Genomic DNA, 20,849 nt, shown 5'->3' with positions numbered 1-20,849 from the left:
GACTTTTGTTTCAGCATATTTAGCATGAAAAATGACATATTCCCCTTGATCCATTGGACCAGAAAAAGTGCAATAACCGTTACTATTGCTGGAATGGGGATTTAAGAAATGGAAAAGAATAAAGAACAATGTCGTAGGTTTTTTCAAGATTTTTAACATCTAATCCTGCCCTATCGACTTTTACCTCGCAATTTGTAATCTTTTTCGAAATACAATTAGTGTTAAAATATTTAATAAAACAGTTACAACGAGAAGGACAGTCGCAGCGAAAATTACAGCGCCTGTTGTGTCCATAAGTGCACTCCAATCCTCTATGTTAACGAGATGATATTGATAATACAATTGAAAAATAAGTGCAATTGCACAAGCACTCAAACTCAAACTAGAAAGCAATCCCCATATTATATAGTCGTGCTTTTTAGATTGCATAAGGCCAACAATAGGAAGTAGCCATGCAATTAGTCCAATTACTAGACTACCAACATTCAGTAAACCAATCATTTCTAAAGCCCCCCTCTTTATCTTTATATTGCCCATTTATTTAGCATGTAGACGTTTAGAGTATACAAATAGTTCCAATTTTCATTCCTCTACATTCATTAAATAAATCGCCTTGTCAAAACCCCCACGTTTAGCCTTTTTCTGCTCACGAATTCCTTCTAGATCCTCAAAACTTACACCTAACGCATTGATAGCTGTATGTATTAATTCTAAAAGATCAGCTAATTCTTCAATGCCCTCCTGAACGTTTACGGTCTTATGAAACTCTTTAGCTTCTTCTATTATTTTTGCTTTTACTTCTACTAGAAGCTCCTGTGGTTCTAAAATTCTTGCATTATACTGTAAACCATCTGCTTCAATAATTTCTAAAATCCGATCTCGTACTAACTTATTATAAATAGGCATTGGCATTCTCCTTTATAGTGTCATTACAACCTCATTGTAATATATTTCAAATTATTTCACCGCTCTATTTAATCCAATAACCAAACTTCAATTAAATGCATGTTTAATAATTTATGTAACCGACACTTCGATACATCTCGAAATATTAAGAGTTTACAATGAATTTTGAAAAAAAGAATATTTAGTAGGAGGCACTAAAAATGAAAATAAACAAGCAAATAACAATTCCCAATACAAAAATGATAAATCCGAAAATTTTATATTATGGATTCCCTGTTATTTTACTTAGCACTTTGAATGAGGATGGAACAGTGAATATTAGCCCTTTATCTTCTTCTTGGGCATTGGGAGAGTATATAGTATTAGGTATCGGTATTGATGGGAAGGCCATTGAAAATTTAGAACGTCATCCTGAATGTGTCATTAATATACCAGACCCCTCACTGTGGGAAAATGTTGAACAATTAGCCCCTTTTACAGGAAAAAATCCAGTTCCAGAATTTAAAAAGCAAAATGGCTATACTTATAAAAAGGAAAAATATAAGATTAGTGGTTTAACACCTATAAAAGCTACATTAGTAAAACCCACTCGAATTATGGAGTGTCCCATTCAAATTGAAGCAAAAGTTACACACATTCGTAAACCAGACTATTCTTCTCATTTTGCCATTGTTGAGACACAAGCAATACAAGTACATGCACATACGGAAATTGTTATTGAAGAAAATCATATTGATCCAAATAAATGGAGCCCACTTATTTATAATTTCCGTCATTATTTTGCTCTTGGTGACCATTTAGGTAACAATTTTCGAGCATAGCCATTTCGAAGTTTGAACAGTAACGCTCATAAGCGAATCTGCCCTAAGCGAAAAATCCCTTATACGATATGTAACCGAAAATATACAGAAAAAGCAACCTACTACTATGATTTCATTTTCTTCAATAGTCGCAAGTAGTCGGTTGCTTTATTTTTATGCTTTATATTTTATCCTAGCTTCTTTAGCAACACAGTGTGACGATTTAAAAATTGATGTTTAAATTTACTTTCCATCATCCAAACGATCTTCAATACGCTCTTCTATAACTTTCTTTTCTTCATGCCACCATAATGCTTCTTCGGGATCTTCTAAAATCTCTTTTATTTCAGCTTTCTCTTCAACAGCTGGTGGTGAACCTCGAAGTGCCATGCCAGAAGTATCTTTTAGAAAGATGGAAACAACAATAATACCGACAACAGATGCAAATATCACATAGTAGGCAGGTACCATTTCATTCATCGTTTTACTAATTAACCATGATACAAGTAGTGGTGTAGTACCACCGAACAATGACGCAGAGATATTAAATGTAATCGCCAATGCCCCATTTCTTACATTTGTGAAAAATAGAGACGGCAATAGCGCTGGCATTGTTCCCTGAAAAGAAGCGGAAAATACTGCAAGAATCAATAATCCCCAAAATACATGCATTGTATTGCCACTACCAATTAAATTAAACGAAGGTATACTTAAAAGGATTAGCCCAATTAACCCTCCTTGAATAATCTTTTTCGCTCCTATACGGTCACTAAAATACCCCATTAGTAGAACAATCGGTATCATGATGACCATGACGATGACAATTAATAAAAGCCCTTCCGCTTCGCCATATCCAAGCACAGCCGTTAAATGAGATGGCATATACGATAATACGATATAATTGACAACAATATAAAAGAAAACAACAAACATACCGACAACGATTGCTCTCCAGTGGAATTGTAAAATATTTTTTACAGATATAGCATTTTCCTCTTCTGTCTTCTCTTTCATTGCCTCAAAAGCAGGCGTTTCTTCTAAATTATTTCGCAAATAAAAGCCAATTAAACCAATAGGAGCTGATAAGAAGAATGGAATACGCCAACCCCATTCCAACATTGTGTCCTGGCCCAAAATATAAGTAAGTAAAGTAACAAGACTAGCCCCTGCGATATAACCAACTAAAGTTCCTACCTCCAGGCCACTTGACATAAATCCTCTTTTCTTATCAGGAGTGGATTCAGCAATAAACGTCATAGCACCTGAATATTCTCCCCCCGATGAAAATCCTTGAATTAAACGTGCTATGAGTAAAAGCACTGTGGCAGTATACCCTATAGATGAATGGGATGGAATTAAGCCAATACTTAACGTCGCCAGTGCCATCATAACTAAGGTAATAGCTAACACCTTTTTACGGCCTAATCGGTCCCCAAGCATCCCAAAGAAAATTCCTCCGATAGGTCGAGCAACAAAGGCGACAGCAAATGTCGCAAAAGAAAATACTAATTGCATAGGACCACTGACTTCAGGAAAAAATACTTGTCCAATAGTAGCAGCTAAATAAGAGTAAATGCCAAAATCAAACCACTCCATACCATTACCAACAGCAGTTGCTATAACAGCTTTACGGGCGGAACTTGTGTCAACTACAGTAATTTCTTCTTTTTTCAACTTTGGTTTCGATTTTCTCTTCAATTTTGGGCTATTATTGTTATTATTATCAGCCAATCGAAAGCCTCCTCGTTGTTAAAATTAATACATACTATTGTTAAGCTATCCAATATGTAATTTATTATTAATTTCTTTCATACAAAAATACAAAATTTCATCAAAAAGCATTCAAAATGTTTCTTTTAAAGTGTCTGGTTCCTATTTATATAAGAAAAGCCCTCCACAGATTATGTGGAAGGCTTTTAAAACATTTGTAAATCAAATCATCCTACACCTTATTAAGTTCACTAAACATATATTTGCAGATTTTTCTTTTTAGAAAAAAACCCCTCGAAAATCATATACAAAGTGAGTACGAACCAAAAGCTAAATAACCATATAGTATTTTCTTTTAAGTCTGTCATCATTACAATCGCACCAAACAGCGTAATCAATATTTTAATGATTAATTGACCAAAATACATACGCCTTTCTATCGATAGAAAAATAAAGATATACCCGAGTCAATTAAACTATTATTTTCAAATGGAAAAATCATTGTTATTTTTATAATTTATCTGCAATAACTTTACAGCTAATTTCACCATCAAACATTCGTGTCAGGATTACTCCTTCAACATAGTATGATGTTAATCTACATCATTTGTAACATGTCCTTCTTTTCCTGCCCCAATTCCAACAATTAACAGAACGAAAGATAAAAAAATGAGTAAAATAAGTGGGATTGACCATCCACCTGATAAATCATGCAATGTGCCAACCAACACTGGTCCAACTGCCGCTAAAAGGTAACCGAAAGACTGAGCCATTCCTGACATTTCTGCGGCTTCTTTTCCATCACTTGTTCTTAGTGTGAAGAACATCATGGATAGGCTGAAGGCACTTCCTCCCGCAATTCCAAGAATGATAGCGCATAAAGGAACAAGCACTGAATTTCCTTGCAGTAGCCCTGCTAATCCAATAATAAATAGAATGGCTGTTGTAATACTTAGACCAACTTGATTTTTCATTTTTTCCGCTAGTACTGGAACAATGAATGTTATAGGAATAAGTGAGAACTGCATTAGAAAAACAATCCAACCAGCAGCATTTGAGTTATACCCTTTCATATTTAAAATATCTGGTAACCATGTGATTAAAGTATAAAACATGAGTGATTGTCCACCCATAAATATTGTTATCTTCCAAGCGAGTGGAGAACGCCACAAACTACCTTTTTTCTTTATATTTACTTTAACTTGTACTTTCTCACCTTTTTGTCGTTTACTAAGCTGTGGTAACCACAGCAATAAAGAAATGAGTGTCAACACTCCCCATATGCCAAGCGCACCTTGCCATCCAACATTACCAATAGAAGCAATAGGTGCACTTACCCCAGAACCAAGCGCACCGAATAGATTCATAAATATAGCATAAATCCCAGTCATTAAACCGATTTTTTGTGGAAAATTCATTTTTACAATGCCTGGAATAAGTACATTACCCATTGCAATTGCAACTCCAATTAAAATTGTACCAGAAAATAAAGAGAAAATTCCTGAAAATGAGCGAATTGCAATCCCAATTATAAGTAATATAAGGGATAAAGTAATCGTTAATTCCATGCCAATCCGATTTGCTATTTTTGGAGCAAACGGTGAAAGCAGTGCAAAGGCAAGTAAAGGCACTGTTGTAATCGTTCCTATAAGCGCATTACTGATACCAAGATCATCTCGTATCAAAGGGATAAGTGACCCAGCAGAAGTTAAGGGCACTCTTAAATTAGACCCTACTAAGATTATACCAATTAGTAATAACCAGCTATTTCTTGTATTTTTATTTAATGTGGATGATATGGCTTCCTTATTCATGTTGTTATTCCTCCATCAATTTCACAATTACTTTTCTTAATGCCTCCATATAGTTTTCAACATAGGTTGCAGCAGCTACTTTATCCTGACTACGAATGGCTGTATATAACCCCTTGTGCAGTTCTTCTTCAAAGTTAAAAGGCGCATTCATTGTCAGTAAATCTTCCACAAACGAATAGATGATTTCTAAAAGTGGCTCGTATAAATCAACTAAGAGCTGATTGTTAGAAGCCACTACAACAGCTTTATGAAAACAAATATCTAACTCTATAAATTGTTGACGATTACTATTTTCAGCAGCTTGAAGCGAATCTTGAATATATGATTCAAGTTTTGCTAAATCCGCATCTGTCCTATGTTCAGCTGCCAACTGGGCTGCCTGTTTTTCTAAAGCTAAGCGCACATCCAGGATTTCAAGCAACGCTGATTTTTTTACATAACGTTTAAGTGCTGCTCCAAGAGAATTGGCAGAGCGGACGGTTGTTCCGCTGCCTTGTTTCGTTTCCAGTAATCCTGCATGTACTAAGGCACGAATTGCTTCGCGAAGTGTATTACGGCTGACATCAAACTTTTCCATCAATTCCATTTCAGGAGGAATTCTTTCTCCTACTTGCCAGCTTCCAGATTCAATTAACTGCTCTATTTGAGAAGCAACCTGTTCTACTAGGTTCATTCTGTTTGTTTTTTGAATCACAATTACGCCCTCCTTAAATTTGTAGGATGATTGGTATGTTGGTAAAGTTAACATAAATAAAAAGGGTTGTCAATCCGATATACATTCTTATTAACATTGCTGATATATATAGGTAAAATGCGCATGTGAATTTCTAACTTGACGCTAGGAATAAAAATTCGAATTGTAAATTAAAGTAGAATTAAATTAGTGAGGGAATCATCTGCTCTAAGTTTTGATAGTACCGAATTGAGAAAATGACTTAAATTTTGTAGAACGAATAACGCAAAGTAAAGATGAATCTCGTTATGTTGGAAATCAACAAATTATAAAAGTAAATAAGATAGATACAAATCTACTTTAATTTAGTTGCTGTATGTAATTAAAACATAAATAAAAACCACCTATAAAAACAGGTAGTTTTTTATTGGCTTTATGCGCCTATTGGAGGGTAGCACTGAACTTTGTAATATTGATTTTCTCAACATTTAATTCTCTGTCGTCCATTAAACGTGTTGATTTTACACACCCTACTTTTCAGAGTATCCAGCATGTATTTTATACAACAGCTTTGCTGAATAGCCACTTCCATGTTTATAAGTTAACTGTTATATACGTAAAACCGAAAAAAATCCAACAAGTTATTCTAACGTTGTTGGATTTTTACTTTCAACAGATATAATTTGACGATTCGGCCATTCGAGTGCGTGAAGTCGCCCTCCAAATACAGCTCCGCCATCAATGCCAATAATATTATTGTCACCAAAATAAACATCGTAATTTGTTGGGTCTTTATGCAACTCATATGTTTGTGTATGCCCAAAAATCACCGTTTTCTCGCCTTTATAACCAGTATGAAATTCCTCTCGAACCCATAAAAGTCGTAAGGGGTCTGTGTCCGCTAACGCTACGCCCGGCACAACTCCACCATGGACAAAAATTGCATCTTCTAACTCTATATACGTTTCAAAAGTTTCTATAAGCTGTAAATGTTCTTCGAGCTTCGGTAATGTTTGAATGTAACTAGGTAATGTATTAGTGAGAATAGCATCTTCAAAATCTTCCATATGATAGCCATAGCTAGCGAGTGTCGCATCCCCGCCATTGACTGCAGCCCAATGATTCCAAGCTTTTGGAGTCCCTAAACGACATGCTTTTAGCATAAGTGCTTCATGATTTCCCATTAGCACACGTGCCCCAGTGGCTTGTAGCTCAGCAACTATATTCAACACACCACATGAAGCAGGTCCCCGATCAATATAATCTCCGAGCAAAAATAGTTTATCTTGTGTAGCATCAAACTTTACCTTTATTAATAATTCTTCTAAAAGTTCTAATTCCCCATGTATATCACTAATGGCTAAAATTCGTGTCATAAAAAGCATCCTTTCTAGTATAACAGGCGTTACTTTTCATTATAGAGAAGAATGTTACAAAATTCGACTTTTTTCGGTTATAAATGATTGCAAAGATACCTATACCGTTATACCACCTATAGAAGTACTATATACAGTCATCAATCCATATACAATTACTCCTGATAGAGCTATTGCTACATTCATTTTGCACCTAATTGAGTAAAAATACCTTTCCAATATCAATTTAAGAGTATTTTGTTTCCCCTTTAACAAATTAAAAACCATTTTTAGGTTTTCCGACCTTAAATAGTTTGTTAATTTTATCAGATAGAAACCTTTAGGCTTTATCTGAGTATGGAGTCTTCTTAACAAACATCAGATTTTTATCATACTCACACATAGTAAAATATTGCTACAACTAATTAAATTGTATATCTATCAAATTTCGGGATTTTTCACTATAATGAATGGTGCAGCTATATGTTCCTTCTTCTAAAAAAGAGAATTCCTCCTAATTGGCTTCAACTGTTAAATTATTAACTAATACTTGAAAGAACGCGTCGCTGCCAAATCTACCACCAATATTGTCCATCTTTACAATTTCACAGGAACCACTTGAAGATTGAGTTTGTCCATTCCGCACATTCATAATATCAATTATCCCTGATACACTAAGGTATATACAAATTAATGAGAAGATACTGAAAGTAAAAATTACTGCTTTGAAATCTTTGTGTTGTTTTTTTCTTTTAAAAAATATAACCACTATTACTAACGATACAATCAAACCAATGAAAGAAAAAAGCACTACATTTACAATTTCACTCATTTATCTCACCTATTTATCTATATTTTCTATATAATTTATTTACTACACTACTTACCATATACCAAACATCACTTGCTTCTGCTCTATAGCTGACTCGGGAGTCCCATTCCTATAGCACCTACCACGATAGTTTGTAAGGTAATGATAAGTTTCGCCTTTGTAAATCATTGTGAGTGGGTGACCGTTATCATCGTAAACATAACTTTTAACTGCGTAGGAGCTTTTATCCTTTTCATAAAGAACGCGATTGCTATCTCCATCATATGCATAGTAAATAGGCCCATTACTATCTTTACTATAGATTCTTCTACCTTTTTCATCATAACCATATTCAGCAATAACAGTACCTGCATTATTTTTCACTTTTGTTAGCTGATCAAATGCATTCCATTCATACGTATACGTTCCATCACTTGTTAAGTTTCCATCCGCATCGTACAAGTATTGCTGATTGTTTACAAACGATAATTGATTCGCCTTATTATACTTATAGGTAGTTGATTCAGTTTTCCCTGAATTTTTCACGCTTTTTGTAAAAGGATTCCCAACTTAATCATACGTATAGTCCATTTGTGGACCATCAATATATGCTTCTTGCGTTAATTGATTTAAAGCATCATAAGTGTAATTTACTTTATTAATAATGCTTTTAATATTGTTGTTTGCATCATACACATATGCGAACTTATTCCATTCAGATAAACTATCTAGCGATAATGTCTCTTCTTGTAAACGACTAGATTGATAAACTTTTGATAGTTTGCTACCATTTTCGAGAAGAATATCTTTAAAACACACTATTGATTAGCAATAGAACCTGAAAGTGGAATTAAAAAATTCATGCCTCTCAAAGAGACATGAATTTTCTAAAATAAATTGACTCATTTATTAAAAATAGGTTTATAACTTTTTGTAATTAAATCAAACATTTAACATTATAAGTATTTTAGTTATTAACTACTCATTGATTTTGATAAATAAATCGTATAATTGTTAATGCTATAAATGTTCCAATTAAAGTTATCACCCCAAATCTATTCAACTTATTGAATTTGAAATTAATCAGAACTATCATAATGTTTAGTAGAAACAGAACATTAATTTCTAAATAAATAATACTTAATTTTATATTTAAGGCACAAATTATTATAGAAAACATAATAATAATATAAGTATTTTTTAGTGTTCTATTGAGATCCTTTTTTATAAATTTTATTGTTCGTTTATTTCCGAAAATTAACAAAACTAATATGATTATTGAAACTACTATAATCGACTTTAAAAATACTATTTGGAAAAATTCGAGCATGTGTGTGCCTCTTTCTTATTTTCTTTTACCGAAGTCAATATATTCATATTTCACTAATGGTCCCCAACTACCATATCTCTTTGCTTTTTTATAATACGATTGGAAGAAATAGCGCTTTACTACCCATACCGCAATACCACCTACGGAAGTACTAAAAACAGTCATCAATCCATTTACAATTACTCCCGATAGAGCTATTGCTACATTCATTTTTGCACCTAATTGAGTAAAATATCTTTTCAATTTCAATTTAAGAGTATTCTGTTTCCCCTTTAACAAATTAAAAACCATTTTTTTAGGTTTTCCAGCTTTAATAAGTTTGTTTATCCCATATAATCCTGGTATTGTTGAAACCAATAAATCAATTGCAGTTATCAAGACTGATGTTCGAATACTGAACTCTCCATCTGGATCCATATTCATTACTGGGTTATTATTTGCATAACTATAACCATTTAATGTTATAGGATTTCCTGTATCACCACGCACAGGATCTAATGATAAGAAAACACCAGTATCTGGATTATAGTACCTCGCCATTAAATAATATAATTTTGTATCTTCATCATATCGATAACCTGCATAACGATATGGGTTGATAGAGTCCATATCATCTATACCACTCTGCGTTAAAATGTTACCCCAAGCGTCATATGTGTAGGATGCAACAAACTTGCCACTTGCATTTGTCATCCCAAGTACATCACCACGATAGTTTGTAAGGTAATGATAAGTTTCGCCTTTGTAAATCATTGTGAGTGGGTGACCGTTATCATCGTAAACATAACTTTTTACTGCGTAAGAGGTCTTATCCTTTTCATAAAGAACGCGATTGCTATCCCCATCATAAGCATAGTAAATAGGTCCAATACTATCTTTACTATAGATTCTTCTTCCTTTTTCATCATATCCATATTCTGCAATAATAGTGCCTGAATTACTTTTTACTTTCGTCAGCTGATCAAATGCATTCCATTCATAAGTATACTTTCCATCACTTGTTAAGTTTCCATCTAGATCGTACAAGTATTGCTGATTGTTTACATACGATATTTGATTCGCATCATTATATTGGTACGTAGTGGATTCCGTTTTCCCTGCATTTTTCACGCTTTTTGTAAGACGATTTCCAACCTCATCATACTTATAGTCCATTTGTGGACCATCAATATATGTCTCTTGCGTTAATTGGTTTAAGGCATCATAAGTGTAATTTACTTTATTAACAATGTTATTAATATTGTTGTTTGCATCATACTCATATGTGAACTTATTCCATTCAGATAAACTATCTAACGATAATGTCTCTTCTTGTAAACGGCCTTTTTGATAAACTTTTGATAATTTGCTACCGTTTGTGAAATTAGTATCTTTTAATTGTCCGGTAACATTGTCATAAGTAAATGTTGCAAGTGGTTTGTCGTTTAACTTTATCTGCTTAGTATTATAAGCATCGTCTGGTTCATATTCTAATGTATTATATCGTTTAAACCCTGGGAATGACAGTTTTGATAAATATTCATTACCTAAATATTCGTAGCTAATATCCCCGTCAATATCCCCTTTATCGATTGATTTTAATAATCCATTTTCATAGTAGCTAATTCGTTTTAAAGTAGATTCATTTTCTCCATAAATTAGCTGATCGTCCCCATCTTTTGTATAACGCCACACTACTTTTCCATTAATAACAACTGTTGAACTAGGAGCTTCTTGGTCAATTTTATATTCAATACGATTTTTATTAGCTGTTTGAAGCAGGACTAACTCACCATTTTCATCATATTGATAAGAAGTTGTATTATTATTGGGATTTGTTTCTTTCGTAATTTGATTTTTACCATTAAATTCAAATGTTGTCGTAAAACCTTTTGCATTCGTTATCTTATTTAAATTGCCATTTCCATCATATTCATAGGCAGTTTTCTGCTGATTTGCATCGGTTACGGTTTCTAGTTCATTTTTCAAATTATATTGATACTTTGTTTCATTTAGCTTGCCGTCTTTAGATGATAAAATGTTGCCAGACAAATCCTGCACAGTAGTTGTCATGTTAGTAAATGCATCCGTATGGGTAATGACTTTTTGGGAATCCTTATAATTTGTTGCGTAATTTTCCCTAACCCCATCGGATGTCTCCATCCATTCTAAATCACCAAAGTTGTCGTATTTATAATTAGTCGTAGCAATACCTGAAGTAGATGGTATTTCTGACTTTGTTAAATTCCCTTTATCATACCAATACTTACTTACCTTATTTCCCGAATCCGTATGCGTCTCAACATTTTGGAATGCAGTATACGTATACGATTGCTTGTTGTTTTCCGCATCCGTTGTATTTAATAGATTACCGTTAACATCATATTCATTCGTCTGCAAAACTTTAGAAACACCATTAATAGTCTCTGTTTCGTGCAAAAGGTTGTAGTTTTGATCGAGTTTATACGTTCTCTCCTCCCCAGAAGGAGAAATGATTTTTTCTACAACATAATTATTGTTAACAAAATATCTTGTTACACCTTGTTCTGGGTCGGTAATTGTTGCAACGCCCGTTGCTCGATCCAATGAATATTCTGTTTTCGGTTGATTTACAGTATCTTCAGTTGGTTCGTACACATATTTTAAATCTGCACCATTGTATTCGAATTTTGTTCGTTTTTCATTTGCATCAACAATTGTCGTTAGAAATTTATTCGTGTACATAAATTGTGTTGTAGTTTTTGAAATTTTGTTATCCTTACGGTCTTTCAACACATCTACATATAGTAAATAGTCATCGGCCGTATAGCGATACGTAATTTGCTGGTCGCCGTATGTCATCGTGCTAATAAGGCCATTATCATAATAGGCCAACTGAAGTGTTTTATTCAAAACATCTTTACCTAAATCCGTTGCAATCTCTGTCAATTTATTACTACTATCATAAACATAACTAATTTTATTATTATTACGATCTATTTGAGCCGTAATATAAGCAACCTTTACATCTGTATCAGTTGTGGACTCACGAACTTTAAAAATTGTTTGGTTGCCGTATAAATCGTAAAGAGTAAATGTATCTTCTGTATTTTTCTTTATTTTGTCGTAATTACCGTAGTCACCTTTATACTGGTTTGTTGGTGTGTCATAAGTGAAAACATGAATTGTACCGTCGGCATCTTTATACTGTAGTTGATTACCTTGACTTCCTGTATTAATGAAAATCTTCTCATCACCAGTAAAGCTCCAGCCATAACCAAAAGCTGATTTTTCATAGTCCTTATTATTGTAAGTTCTAGTAAAAGTTAAACTAGTGTCAGCACGCCCTAAAATAAACATATCTTCATATTGTAAAATATTATTATTTGTTGTTAAGTTTACATAATTTGTACCATTCACCAATGGTCGTGAATCATAATCCCAGTAATCTTCTAAACCTAGTCTTGCAGTTGTTTTATACGTGACTACTAGTTGTGGTTTGTATTTATTTAAAGTTGATTGTTCACTACTAGCAAACTTTTTATAAATTTGTGAGGCTTCATTATCACCCTTCAATAACAAACCGTAGTTTGTAGACGGATTATTAATCCATCCCTGTACAACATTAAGTGGAACCTTCCAATTAACCATTGCGTCTGCTATAGATGTTGGTGGTGTGCCAATATCCTTTACCGTACCAAGTTTATTACTTGAGAAATCTCCACCTGCAGTTTTCCATGTTGTGTATGGAGTTGTTTTGGCATAGGTCCAAGAAGCTTGATTTTCCTCCCATGTGCTTGTTAAATTGTGCAAATTAATGGCAATAGGAGAATTATTATTTGTCGATGAAAACCATAGATTTAGATCAGCAGATACGATTGTTGTACTTGAAGGTACAGCACTTAAATCAAATTTTAATAAGCTCCTAACCGTATTGCCCCCTACTGCAGTCCCTACACCTAGTTCAAAGTCATTTCCACCAGTTTGTGTAGGTGCAGCGCTACGGATTGTCGTATCTTCCATGTTTGCTGAAGTTTGTAGGCGAACAATCGCAGGATCAATCGTTATTGGGTATACACGATCCTCACTATTTAACCAATTAGCATCTGGTGCTAAGTAAACAAATAAATCTTGTCCAATTACTTCATAACTTAATGTTAATAAATATGATTTTGCTTCTTCAGGAACTGATTGTATTTCATCAACACTTTGGTATCCTTCAGGTTTATAGCTATCATACATGTACGGTGCTTCAATTAAATATAAAGGAGTATTTGTATTGGCATCCTTTAAATAAATGGTTTGGTTAACTTGTTCGACTGTTAACCCATCCACATTTACTTTATAAGTAAGCTTCTGCGGAAAACCACCCGTAGGCTTTTCACGATAAACAATATCTTCTTTTACACGATCTGAACCTACTGTGTAAATGACATCAGTATCCTCTAAAATATTCGGATATTTTATTGTATTGTCTTGTACAAGACCTTCTGTATTTCGAACTGGTTCTGTTTTATTTGACTTCTTATGTTGGGCTGAAACTAGGCCAAAATCGATTTTACTCGTTTCATCAGTAATCGTGATGTTTTGTTGTGAAGAACTCGTAGCTTTATCAATCTCTATAGAGAAGTCATTCGCCTTATTCTTCACTGTTTGACCATTCTGTGTTTCAACTAAATCATTATCAATGTCTTCCCATTTACCTTGTTCATTCTGAAAGTGAATAGGCTCTTGTGCAATCTCTGCGGTATACGTCCCATCCATATTATCAAACGTTTTTGCATTCTCCGTTCGCAACTCAACTAATTCAGTTGGCTTTTTTTGTTCATGCTTATTTTCTTCTTTGTTGTTTTTTGCGTCTGCGTGTAGCGTAAAATTCCCAAATGGAATATACGCTATAAAGAGCGCAAGTACAACGCTACAACTTAACCATTTTTTCCAAAATTCCTTCACTTACATTTCTCTCCTAAAAAATTATATATTTTCGATATTCTGTCCATAAATATCAAGAATTTATTTTATCAATGATTAATCCATAATAAAACGGTAATATATAGTTACAATTTTTTAGATTAATTATGGTTATATTTCCTTATACGAGAAATTAGAAATGTAATTAGAAATGCATAACTCAATTTCCAGTTGACCATGTTTTGGCTCAAAGGATAAATTAGCCATTAAATTTGATAAGAACGTGTTAATTGAAGCTAAAAAAGTGTGACTATGAACGCTAGTAAAAGTATGGTGTAATGAGCGGTTTTTTCTTTAACAAAAGGATACCTTAGCTTGTAAAACCCTAATTAATGAGTTTTCTAATCTAACAAGGTTTTTACAGTTGATGGTGAATCTGTTTCTAAATAGATTATTATATTTACAGAGGATTTCCAATAAAGTAAGAAATGAGGAATTTCATATGAAAGAGACTATAGTTGACAAGGCAAAGAGTATTTTAGAAGGAATTGAAATTGGATTTTTTGATACAGCTAAAAATTGGGATGAAGATAATTATGATGAGTATTATCAATACTTTTCAAATCCGAATTTCGAAGTTAGGAAGTATTCTCTTCTAATTTTTGCTGCTGGTTTGGGTAATTGGTTAATGGGCTCAAGCATTATCTTTCACCCAAATAAAAATCAAATATGCAATTCCTCTAAAGACAGGATTTATAATGTTGAAGATTATGTTCGATCGTTTATTGATCATAGAGAGGCGATTAAACAAGAGTTTCCAATTTTATATAATGTAATAATAAATTATTTAATCCAGTTAAAGAATACAGCAGAATTTAGTTTAGTTGAAAAGCAATTGTACTTGGTACTTATAGAAGTGCTAACTGACTCAGGACTTGAAGAACATAAATATAACTTTAATGACCTATTAAGAGAAGTTGGGCTTCCTACTTTTTTTAAAGATTAAATGAGGGTTATTTTGAATTTGGCGCCAATCCATTAAAAAACGATTTTTCACTGTCTAGCCAATCTCCATGCACGTCACAACAAAAGAGCAATCCCGACTATTTTTGGGATTTGCCCTTTTTGGTATTGATGAATTTAATTTTCTACATCTACCATATGTGATGTGAAATTTTCGTTATGGATTCCTTCATGAACTGGTATGAAGATGCTTATCTGTTCGGTAGGTTCGACATCGTCATTAGCAACAGAGTGAACGACTCCTTTTGGAACTAGGAATGTGTCACCTTCTTTATAGGACTTCCATTCACCGTTTTGTAGGAGTTTTACTTTTCCTTTTGTAATATGAATCACTTCAGCCACGTCGTGATAATGGGGCAATACGGCTCCGCCCACCTCAATGCGTTCTCTTAAGACCGAGCTGACACTTACACCTAGTTCATCCGCCTCTTTGGCACTTAGGAGCTCATGGTGATGGACATTGCGGTGCTCTGTAAATACATTCCATTTTAATTCATCACCAATTTTTACTTTTGTCTTTTTTTCGGTCATTCCAATCACTCCTTATATGATATTTTCATGTCCGTGCGATCCTCGTTTAGTCGAATATAACGGTACCTGTCCTTCCAAGGATTGCATCTTTTGCTTTATCTAGCGAGGTAATTATCGACTTTCTGCCTTGCTTGCCTCTGACGAATGAAATAGCTGCCTGGACTTTAGGAAGCATACTTCCAGGCGCAAAATGCCCTTCTCTAATCAATTTTTCCGCTTCGTCAACAGATAAATAATCAAGGTTTTGCTGATTCGGCTTACCAAAGTTGATCGCGATTTTTTCGACGGCTGTCAAAATAAACAAAAAGTCTGCATTCAACTCATCAGCTAAGCATCTACTAGCCAAATCTTTGTCAATGACCGCTTCCACGCCGATTAAGGAATGATTGTTTTCCTCGACTACTGGAATACCTCCGCCACCAACAGCAATGACAATGCGTCCTGCATTCACCAAGTCGTTAATAATATCTTTTTCAACGATTTTAATAGGAACAGGCGATGGAATAACCCGCCGATAGCCGCGGCCAGAATCCTCAATATAAATGTCACCTGTTTCAGCCATTAATCTTTGTGCCTCTTCTTTTGAATAAAAGGAACCAATCTGTTTTGTAGGATTTTGAAAGGCGTGATCGTTCTTATCAACCACCACCTGACTGACTATCGTTGCGACTGATTTATTGATGGAGCGCGTTAACAGTTCTTCTTGGATTGCATTTTGCAAATGGTAGCCAATATACCCTTGGCTCATTGCCACGCACTCAGCAAAGGGCATGCTGGAAATGCTAGCATGTTCCTTCGAGCTTTTTTCAAATGCAAGATTTATAGAACCGACTTGCGGCCCGTTTCCATGGGCAATCACTACATCATGACCTTGGTCAATTAAATCGACAATCGGTTTTGCCGCACCGTGTACTAATTGCTGCTGCTCCTGGGGCGTAGAACCAAGAGCGTTTCCTCCAAGTGCTATTAATATTCTACTCATTTACAGCACCCTCTCCATAAACTTCATAGAAACGAAGGAGACCTTTTTCGAAGCATGCCATAGGAGGATGGACGATACCCGCACCAATTTGCCCGATTCCAGCTACTTTATGTGCTATACCTGTATTAATGACTGGAAGAATGTTTGTTTCAATTACTTTTTTAATATCAATTCCAAAAGCAGCTCCGCGAAAGTTTAAAGTGGGAATGGAATAATTGCTATTTTCACTTACCGTAATTTCATACATTTGCTCGCTATATTGAATGGCGTCTTTTACCTCGCCTCCAACAAATTGAACAATCGCCGGGGAACCGCCCATCGCAAATCCGCCAATTCCCATCGTTTCTGTAATGGCACTATCTCCTAAATCCCGCGTAGCCTCCTCCTCTGAATACCCTGGGAAAAATAAACCTTTAATGTAGTTTGCGGGTGCTGTAAACCATTCTGTTTTTCCTAGCCCACTAATGCAAATGCCAAATTCCACACCGTTTCTTGCCATTGTCGTGACAACAGTGGAATATGGAACACCCTGCCCTGCATCAAGTGCCGCTTTACATGCTGGCATGGACAAGTTTAAGAAATAGTGTTCATTGTTTTGGATAAAACGCAAGACCTCTCGTAATGTGTCAGTCTCGATATCGATCTGCATGAAATAATCAGCAACCTCTCGGTAGAAAAGGCTTGTTGCCGCCTTATTGCGATTATGGCATTCATCCCCCATATGAAGCGCTTGTGCAGTAATGGATTTCAAATCAATACCACCTGTTAGCACAAGAACCTTTTTCAATGCAGGGGCAAAAATATCGCGCAGCCACTTTAGCCGATCAATTACTTCGCTGGAAAAAGCACCAAAACGCAATACTTTGCCTAGACCTTCATTAATCGAACAATAGGCTCTATTTCCATGTGTTCTGTTTTCAATGACATGTACTGGCATGGATGGTGAGACGATGCCCGCCATCGGCCCAACTGTTGAATGCTCATTGCATGAGCCAAATTCTATTTCTCCAGCATTAATTAATGCTCTCGCTTCTTCCGCGTTCGCTGCCATTCCTTCGAAAATGAGCGCTCCGATAATTGCACCTTGCATTGGACCAGCCATGTTTTCCCAGGCGATTGGAGGTCCAGAGTGCAGTATTTTTTTGCTGTGCATACTTGGAATGACATCGATAGCCCGCTCAATATCGATTAAGAAAGGATGGGCATCCTTAATGCGTTGAATGGCTTCCTGGTTTGCCTTTTCTACTCTTTCATTGTCCTGAAAGAAATCTAATGCTTTGAGTAGTTGAATATTGCCTCCTGCTGGGGGCTGCCAGTCCACTTGAATTGTTTCGATGCCCTGCAGGTCTAAATCTTCTTTAAATTTGGACGTTCCGATGTTCATCACACGTAATGGCTGATTAAAAAGCTCATTTAGCGTACTCAATTTAATTGACCTCCTTTTGCACAAGCATTGCTGCAATTCTCGTTGCCATTTCATTGCTGTCAGCCACATAAACACCAACAGATTGAAGTTTTTTTTGCTGCTGCTGATAATCTTGCTTATCTTTGAAAGTTCCGCAAATATAGGCAACGATCGGCAAGTACCTTCCTGCCTGTGCGGCCTCATCCCTTGCTAATTTAATCGTATCTAGCGTCACACCTACTGGATCATCATGAGCACCAAATCCCAATTCAAAGTCCAATAATAAGACAGCCGTTTTTGGGTCTTTTGCTTCTTGAAGAATTCGTTCATTTCTAAGTGAGGGCTCTATCATCGGATGAGGTTTACCATTTGTAAATTCGTCATCTCCCATATCCAGCAACGTATGGCCTACACTATAGGTAATATCGCTAAGTTTCTCTTCCACTTTCTTTGCTATATTGCTTTTGACAGTTTTTCCTGTAGATCGGATAATGGACAATGCTTCTGCCGTCAGCGTACCGCCGCAAAATAATCCGCGAATGTCCTGTTGGGATTCCTTTAATTTTGCTTTTTCTGCTGTGATCCATCTTTGCACACCATCCGTAATTTCCGTTTCAATTACTGCTTGTGGATCAAGTATTTTAACAGACTTGCGAGCAGCATCAATTAATGTTGGTGAAAAAGTTGCTCCTGCTGCCTCTACTGCTTTTGCATCTCCATCCAGGAAGCAGACTACTACTGGTTTTTTACATTTTTTCACTGCTGTAAGAATTTTATCCTGAACACTTGGGGCAGGCGGCTTTGAAATTAATGTGATGACCTTCGTATTCTCATCGTTTTCCAATGCTTTAAGCCCTTGAAGCATCATAATACCGCCGATTGATTCATGGAGATCGCGACCACCTGTGCCAATCGCTTGTGTAATGCCAAACCCGAGGCGGTCGATTTGCACTGTCACTTCTTGTAGCCCAGTACCAGAAGCAGCGACTAAACCAATGCCTCCTTCGCTTACTTTATTCGCAAAGCAAAGTCCGCTGCGATTAATAATTGCTGTACCGCAATCTGGTCCCATGACAAATAACCCATTGTCTCTACCTGTTTCCTTCAACACTTTTTCATCTTCGATACTAACATTGTCACTGAACAGCATGACGTGCATGCCTTTCTTTAAGGCTTGATTCGCTTCGCGTGCAGCATATTTCCCAGGAACAGAGATAATTGCCATATTAGCTCTGGGCATAAGATGCAATGCTGAATTTATAGTTTTCGCTGTTTGATTATTTTCTTTTCCTTTCTTTTCCTTCTTAGCTGTTAATTCCGTATAGATAAGCTCCATTACTTCCTCTGCACGCTCATCTGTATCTGTAATCAAAGCAATAATCAAATCATTTGCTGTTGCTACTTTTGCCTCATCTGTCAGCAGTCCAATGTTTGCCAGCAATTCTTTGTTCATTTGGGTCGCCATCGAGATAACTGCTTGTTCGACACCTTCGATATTATTCATTTTGCTGGACAGTGACATTAGCGTTACCGAATCATGATAGGCGTTCCTTTCTATCAATACTTTAGATGCCATTATGTATTTCCTCCTTATGGTCTATAAGCTGTTGGTATGCCATGCTGACACCAGTCAACATATCCGTTCCAGAGGTAGATCCAATTTTTAACACTCTTTGTAAATGAGGAATTGGATTACTATCCATGTTGTCCAATACATCAAGCAAGGCTTCATTAAGCTGCCCCTCCAAGCATTGCTTTAACATAAAATAGCTTACAGTGGTTGTTCTTCCTTTCAACTTCTGTAGCCACTCGGCGCTACAGCTTTCAACTTTCTTATAAAGAGGGGCTTCAAAATACTTCCAAGTTGCCAGCAGCCCTGTTAGAAAATCATCGCCTGCTGGTGTCAGCCCGATCCCAAGACCCGCAAACTTTAATAAAAACGTATCGAGCTTATCTGCCTTTATTTCCTGATTCAGCTGATTTAACCCCTCCAAAAAAGAGGAAAAGTAGAAATCCTTCTGTGTGGCAGTAGGAACTTCCCAATCTGGATAAGTGAAACTTTTCCATGCTGGAAAAATCCCTGCCGTTGCTCCGTTGTTTAGTATGAAATGGTTCAATAGCGACAAGTGGTAACAAGTTGGCTCTTGCTTAGCTTGCCAGCGCGGCTTAATACCTCTGCTCCAAAGCGCCGCATTTGAAAAATCCAATTGCCATTCGCTAATTTTCAAAAGATTATAATCTACTAAATAAATTTCTTTAGTCGACTTTAAAGTTGAACACATCTCAGAAAAAAGATCATTTTCTAAGGTTTTCATCATTCCTGGTGATTGAATCACCTCATTCTTTGCCAAAGAAAATAGCAAAGTGCCGTCATTGGTTATGAAATTGACCACCTTATCAAAAATACTGTGGATTGTTCCGATTTGTTCGCCAATCGGTTGGTGGCGTAACCATTCAAGCAGACGGCTGTCCATCTGATTGATTTTACATGTATTTGTTCTGACCATTGATATCACCAAATTTTCAAGATTGACAATTTCAGCAAACGACCGAGAATTGTTCTCCCTATCTACAACAATAATAGATATTTTCGGACTTCTTACTTATCATCATGGGGCAGAATGAGTTTGAGAGGTATAT

At 35.6% G+C, this 20,849-nt stretch carries 17 protein-coding genes; 2 read left to right on the top strand and 15 right to left on the bottom strand.

The window, feature by feature from the left end; translation table 11 throughout:
- Nucleotides 1-180: 180 nt before the first annotated feature.
- Both JNUCC52_RS01685 and JNUCC52_RS01680 read right to left on the bottom strand, forming a co-directional pair.
- On the bottom strand, nt 181-501 hold the full coding sequence (locus JNUCC52_RS01685) for a hypothetical protein (protein WP_172771568.1): 321 nt from the start codon (nt 499-501) through the stop codon (nt 181-183).
- A gap of 81 nt (nt 502-582) precedes the next feature.
- On the bottom strand, nt 583-906 hold the full coding sequence (locus JNUCC52_RS01680; protein WP_172771569.1) for a nucleoside triphosphate pyrophosphohydrolase: 324 nt from the start codon (nt 904-906) through the stop codon (nt 583-585).
- A gap of 200 nt (nt 907-1,106) precedes the next feature.
- On the opposite strand from JNUCC52_RS01680, the gene JNUCC52_RS01675 reads away from it, so the two are divergent.
- Nucleotides 1,107-1,727: a flavin reductase family protein gene (locus JNUCC52_RS01675; protein WP_337981165.1), complete on the top strand. Its 621-nt coding sequence runs from the start codon at nt 1,107-1,109 to the stop codon at nt 1,725-1,727.
- A 222-nt stretch (nt 1,728-1,949) separates the two neighbouring features.
- On the opposite strand, the gene JNUCC52_RS01670 is transcribed toward JNUCC52_RS01675, so the two are convergent.
- The 8 genes from JNUCC52_RS01670 to JNUCC52_RS01635 form a co-directional block, all read right to left on the bottom strand.
- Nucleotides 1,950-3,437: an MFS transporter gene (locus tag JNUCC52_RS01670; RefSeq protein ID WP_337981164.1), complete on the bottom strand. Its 1,488-nt coding sequence runs from the start codon at nt 3,435-3,437 to the stop codon at nt 1,950-1,952.
- 572 nt (nt 3,438-4,009) lie between these two features.
- A complete protein-coding gene (locus JNUCC52_RS01665; protein WP_337981163.1) occupies nt 4,010-5,230 on the bottom strand; it encodes a CynX/NimT family MFS transporter in 1,221 nt (406 codons plus the stop codon).
- Nucleotides 5,231-5,234: 4 nt separating this feature from the next.
- The gene (locus JNUCC52_RS01660; protein WP_337981162.1) at nt 5,235-5,924 is read right to left on the bottom strand and encodes a FadR/GntR family transcriptional regulator; all 690 of its coding nucleotides are present in this window, start codon (nt 5,922-5,924) and stop codon (nt 5,235-5,237) included.
- A gap of 620 nt (nt 5,925-6,544) precedes the next feature.
- On the bottom strand, nt 6,545-7,279 hold the full coding sequence (locus tag JNUCC52_RS01655; RefSeq protein WP_337981161.1) for a metallophosphoesterase: 735 nt from the start codon (nt 7,277-7,279) through the stop codon (nt 6,545-6,547).
- 493 nt (nt 7,280-7,772) lie between these two features.
- Nucleotides 7,773-8,090 (bottom strand): hypothetical protein, encoded by a 318-nt coding sequence (locus JNUCC52_RS01650; RefSeq protein WP_337981160.1) that lies wholly within the window; start codon nt 8,088-8,090, stop codon nt 7,773-7,775.
- Nucleotides 8,091-8,141: 51 nt separating this feature from the next.
- Nucleotides 8,142-8,615, bottom strand: coding sequence for a hypothetical protein (locus JNUCC52_RS01645; RefSeq protein ID WP_337981159.1), 474 nt, complete (start codon nt 8,613-8,615; stop codon nt 8,142-8,144).
- 24 nt (nt 8,616-8,639) lie between these two features.
- On the bottom strand, nt 8,640-8,888 hold the full coding sequence (locus tag JNUCC52_RS01640) for a hypothetical protein (protein ID WP_337981158.1): 249 nt from the start codon (nt 8,886-8,888) through the stop codon (nt 8,640-8,642).
- A gap of 526 nt (nt 8,889-9,414) precedes the next feature.
- Nucleotides 9,415-14,310, bottom strand: a complete 4,896-nt coding sequence (locus JNUCC52_RS01635) for a DNRLRE domain-containing protein (protein WP_337981157.1) — start codon at nt 14,308-14,310, stop codon at nt 9,415-9,417.
- Nucleotides 14,311-14,770: 460 nt separating this feature from the next.
- Between JNUCC52_RS01635 and JNUCC52_RS01630 the strand changes: the two genes are divergently transcribed.
- The gene (locus JNUCC52_RS01630; RefSeq protein ID WP_337981156.1) at nt 14,771-15,274 is read left to right on the top strand and encodes a hypothetical protein; all 504 of its coding nucleotides are present in this window, start codon (nt 14,771-14,773) and stop codon (nt 15,272-15,274) included.
- Nucleotides 15,275-15,408: 134 nt separating this feature from the next.
- Here JNUCC52_RS01630 and JNUCC52_RS01625 read toward each other — a convergent pair whose 3' ends face one another.
- The 5 genes from JNUCC52_RS01625 to JNUCC52_RS01605 are packed head-to-tail and all read right to left on the bottom strand — an operon-like array spanning nt 15,409 to nt 20,716.
- Nucleotides 15,409-15,822 carry a cupin domain-containing protein gene (locus JNUCC52_RS01625; RefSeq protein WP_337981155.1) on the bottom strand — a complete coding sequence of 138 codons (414 nt, stop codon included), beginning with the start codon at nt 15,820-15,822 and terminating at the stop codon, nt 15,409-15,411.
- Between the two features lie 46 nt (nt 15,823-15,868).
- Nucleotides 15,869-16,804: a carbamate kinase gene (gene arcC, locus JNUCC52_RS01620; RefSeq protein WP_337981154.1), complete on the bottom strand. Its 936-nt coding sequence runs from the start codon at nt 16,802-16,804 to the stop codon at nt 15,869-15,871.
- Nucleotides 16,797-18,230 (bottom strand): YlbE family protein, encoded by a 1,434-nt coding sequence (locus JNUCC52_RS01615; RefSeq protein WP_337981153.1) that lies wholly within the window; start codon nt 18,228-18,230, stop codon nt 16,797-16,799. Before JNUCC52_RS01615 ends, arcC begins: the two co-directional genes overlap by 8 nt.
- 1 nt (nt 18,231) lies before the next feature.
- On the bottom strand, nt 18,232-19,785 hold the full coding sequence (fdrA, locus tag JNUCC52_RS01610; protein ID WP_337981152.1) for an acyl-CoA synthetase FdrA: 1,554 nt from the start codon (nt 19,783-19,785) through the stop codon (nt 18,232-18,234).
- Nucleotides 19,775-20,716: an oxamate carbamoyltransferase subunit AllH family protein gene (locus tag JNUCC52_RS01605; protein WP_337981151.1), complete on the bottom strand. Its 942-nt coding sequence runs from the start codon at nt 20,714-20,716 to the stop codon at nt 19,775-19,777. Before JNUCC52_RS01605 ends, fdrA begins: the two co-directional genes overlap by 11 nt.
- Nucleotides 20,717-20,849 lie beyond the last annotated feature (133 nt).

Origin of the sequence: Lysinibacillus sp. JNUCC-52 (genome assembly GCF_015999545.1) — a bacterium.
Taxonomy (GTDB): Bacteria; Bacillota; Bacilli; order Bacillales_A; family Planococcaceae; genus Lysinibacillus.
The sequence above is the reverse complement of the archived record's forward strand: the minus strand, read 5'-3'. Positions and strand labels throughout refer to the sequence as shown.

Excerpts from the sequence above, each read along its gene's own strand:
- JNUCC52_RS01685 (WP_172771568.1), bottom strand. The coding sequence starts at position 501 with ATGATTGGTTTACTGAATGTTGGTAGTCTAGTAATTGGACTAATTGCA.
- JNUCC52_RS01680 (WP_172771569.1), bottom strand. The coding sequence starts at position 906 with ATGCCTATTTATAATAAGTTAGTACGAGATCGGATTTTAGAAATTATT.
- JNUCC52_RS01675 (WP_337981165.1), top strand. The coding sequence starts at position 1,107 with ATGAAAATAAACAAGCAAATAACAATTCCCAATACAAAAATGATAAAT.
- JNUCC52_RS01665 (WP_337981163.1), bottom strand. The coding sequence starts at position 5,230 with ATGAATAAGGAAGCCATATCATCCACATTAAATAAAAATACAAGAAAT.
- JNUCC52_RS01655 (WP_337981161.1), bottom strand. The coding sequence starts at position 7,279 with ATGACACGAATTTTAGCCATTAGTGATATACATGGGGAATTAGAACTT.
- JNUCC52_RS01650 (WP_337981160.1), bottom strand. The coding sequence starts at position 8,090 with ATGAGTGAAATTGTAAATGTAGTGCTTTTTTCTTTCATTGGTTTGATT.
- JNUCC52_RS01630 (WP_337981156.1), top strand. The coding sequence starts at position 14,771 with ATGAAAGAGACTATAGTTGACAAGGCAAAGAGTATTTTAGAAGGAATT.
- JNUCC52_RS01625 (WP_337981155.1), bottom strand. The coding sequence starts at position 15,822 with ATGACCGAAAAAAAGACAAAAGTAAAAATTGGTGATGAATTAAAATGG.
- arcC (WP_337981154.1), bottom strand. The coding sequence starts at position 16,804 with ATGAGTAGAATATTAATAGCACTTGGAGGAAACGCTCTTGGTTCTACG.
- fdrA (WP_337981152.1), bottom strand. The coding sequence starts at position 19,785 with ATGGCATCTAAAGTATTGATAGAAAGGAACGCCTATCATGATTCGGTA.
- JNUCC52_RS01605 (WP_337981151.1), bottom strand. The coding sequence starts at position 20,716 with ATGGTCAGAACAAATACATGTAAAATCAATCAGATGGACAGCCGTCTG.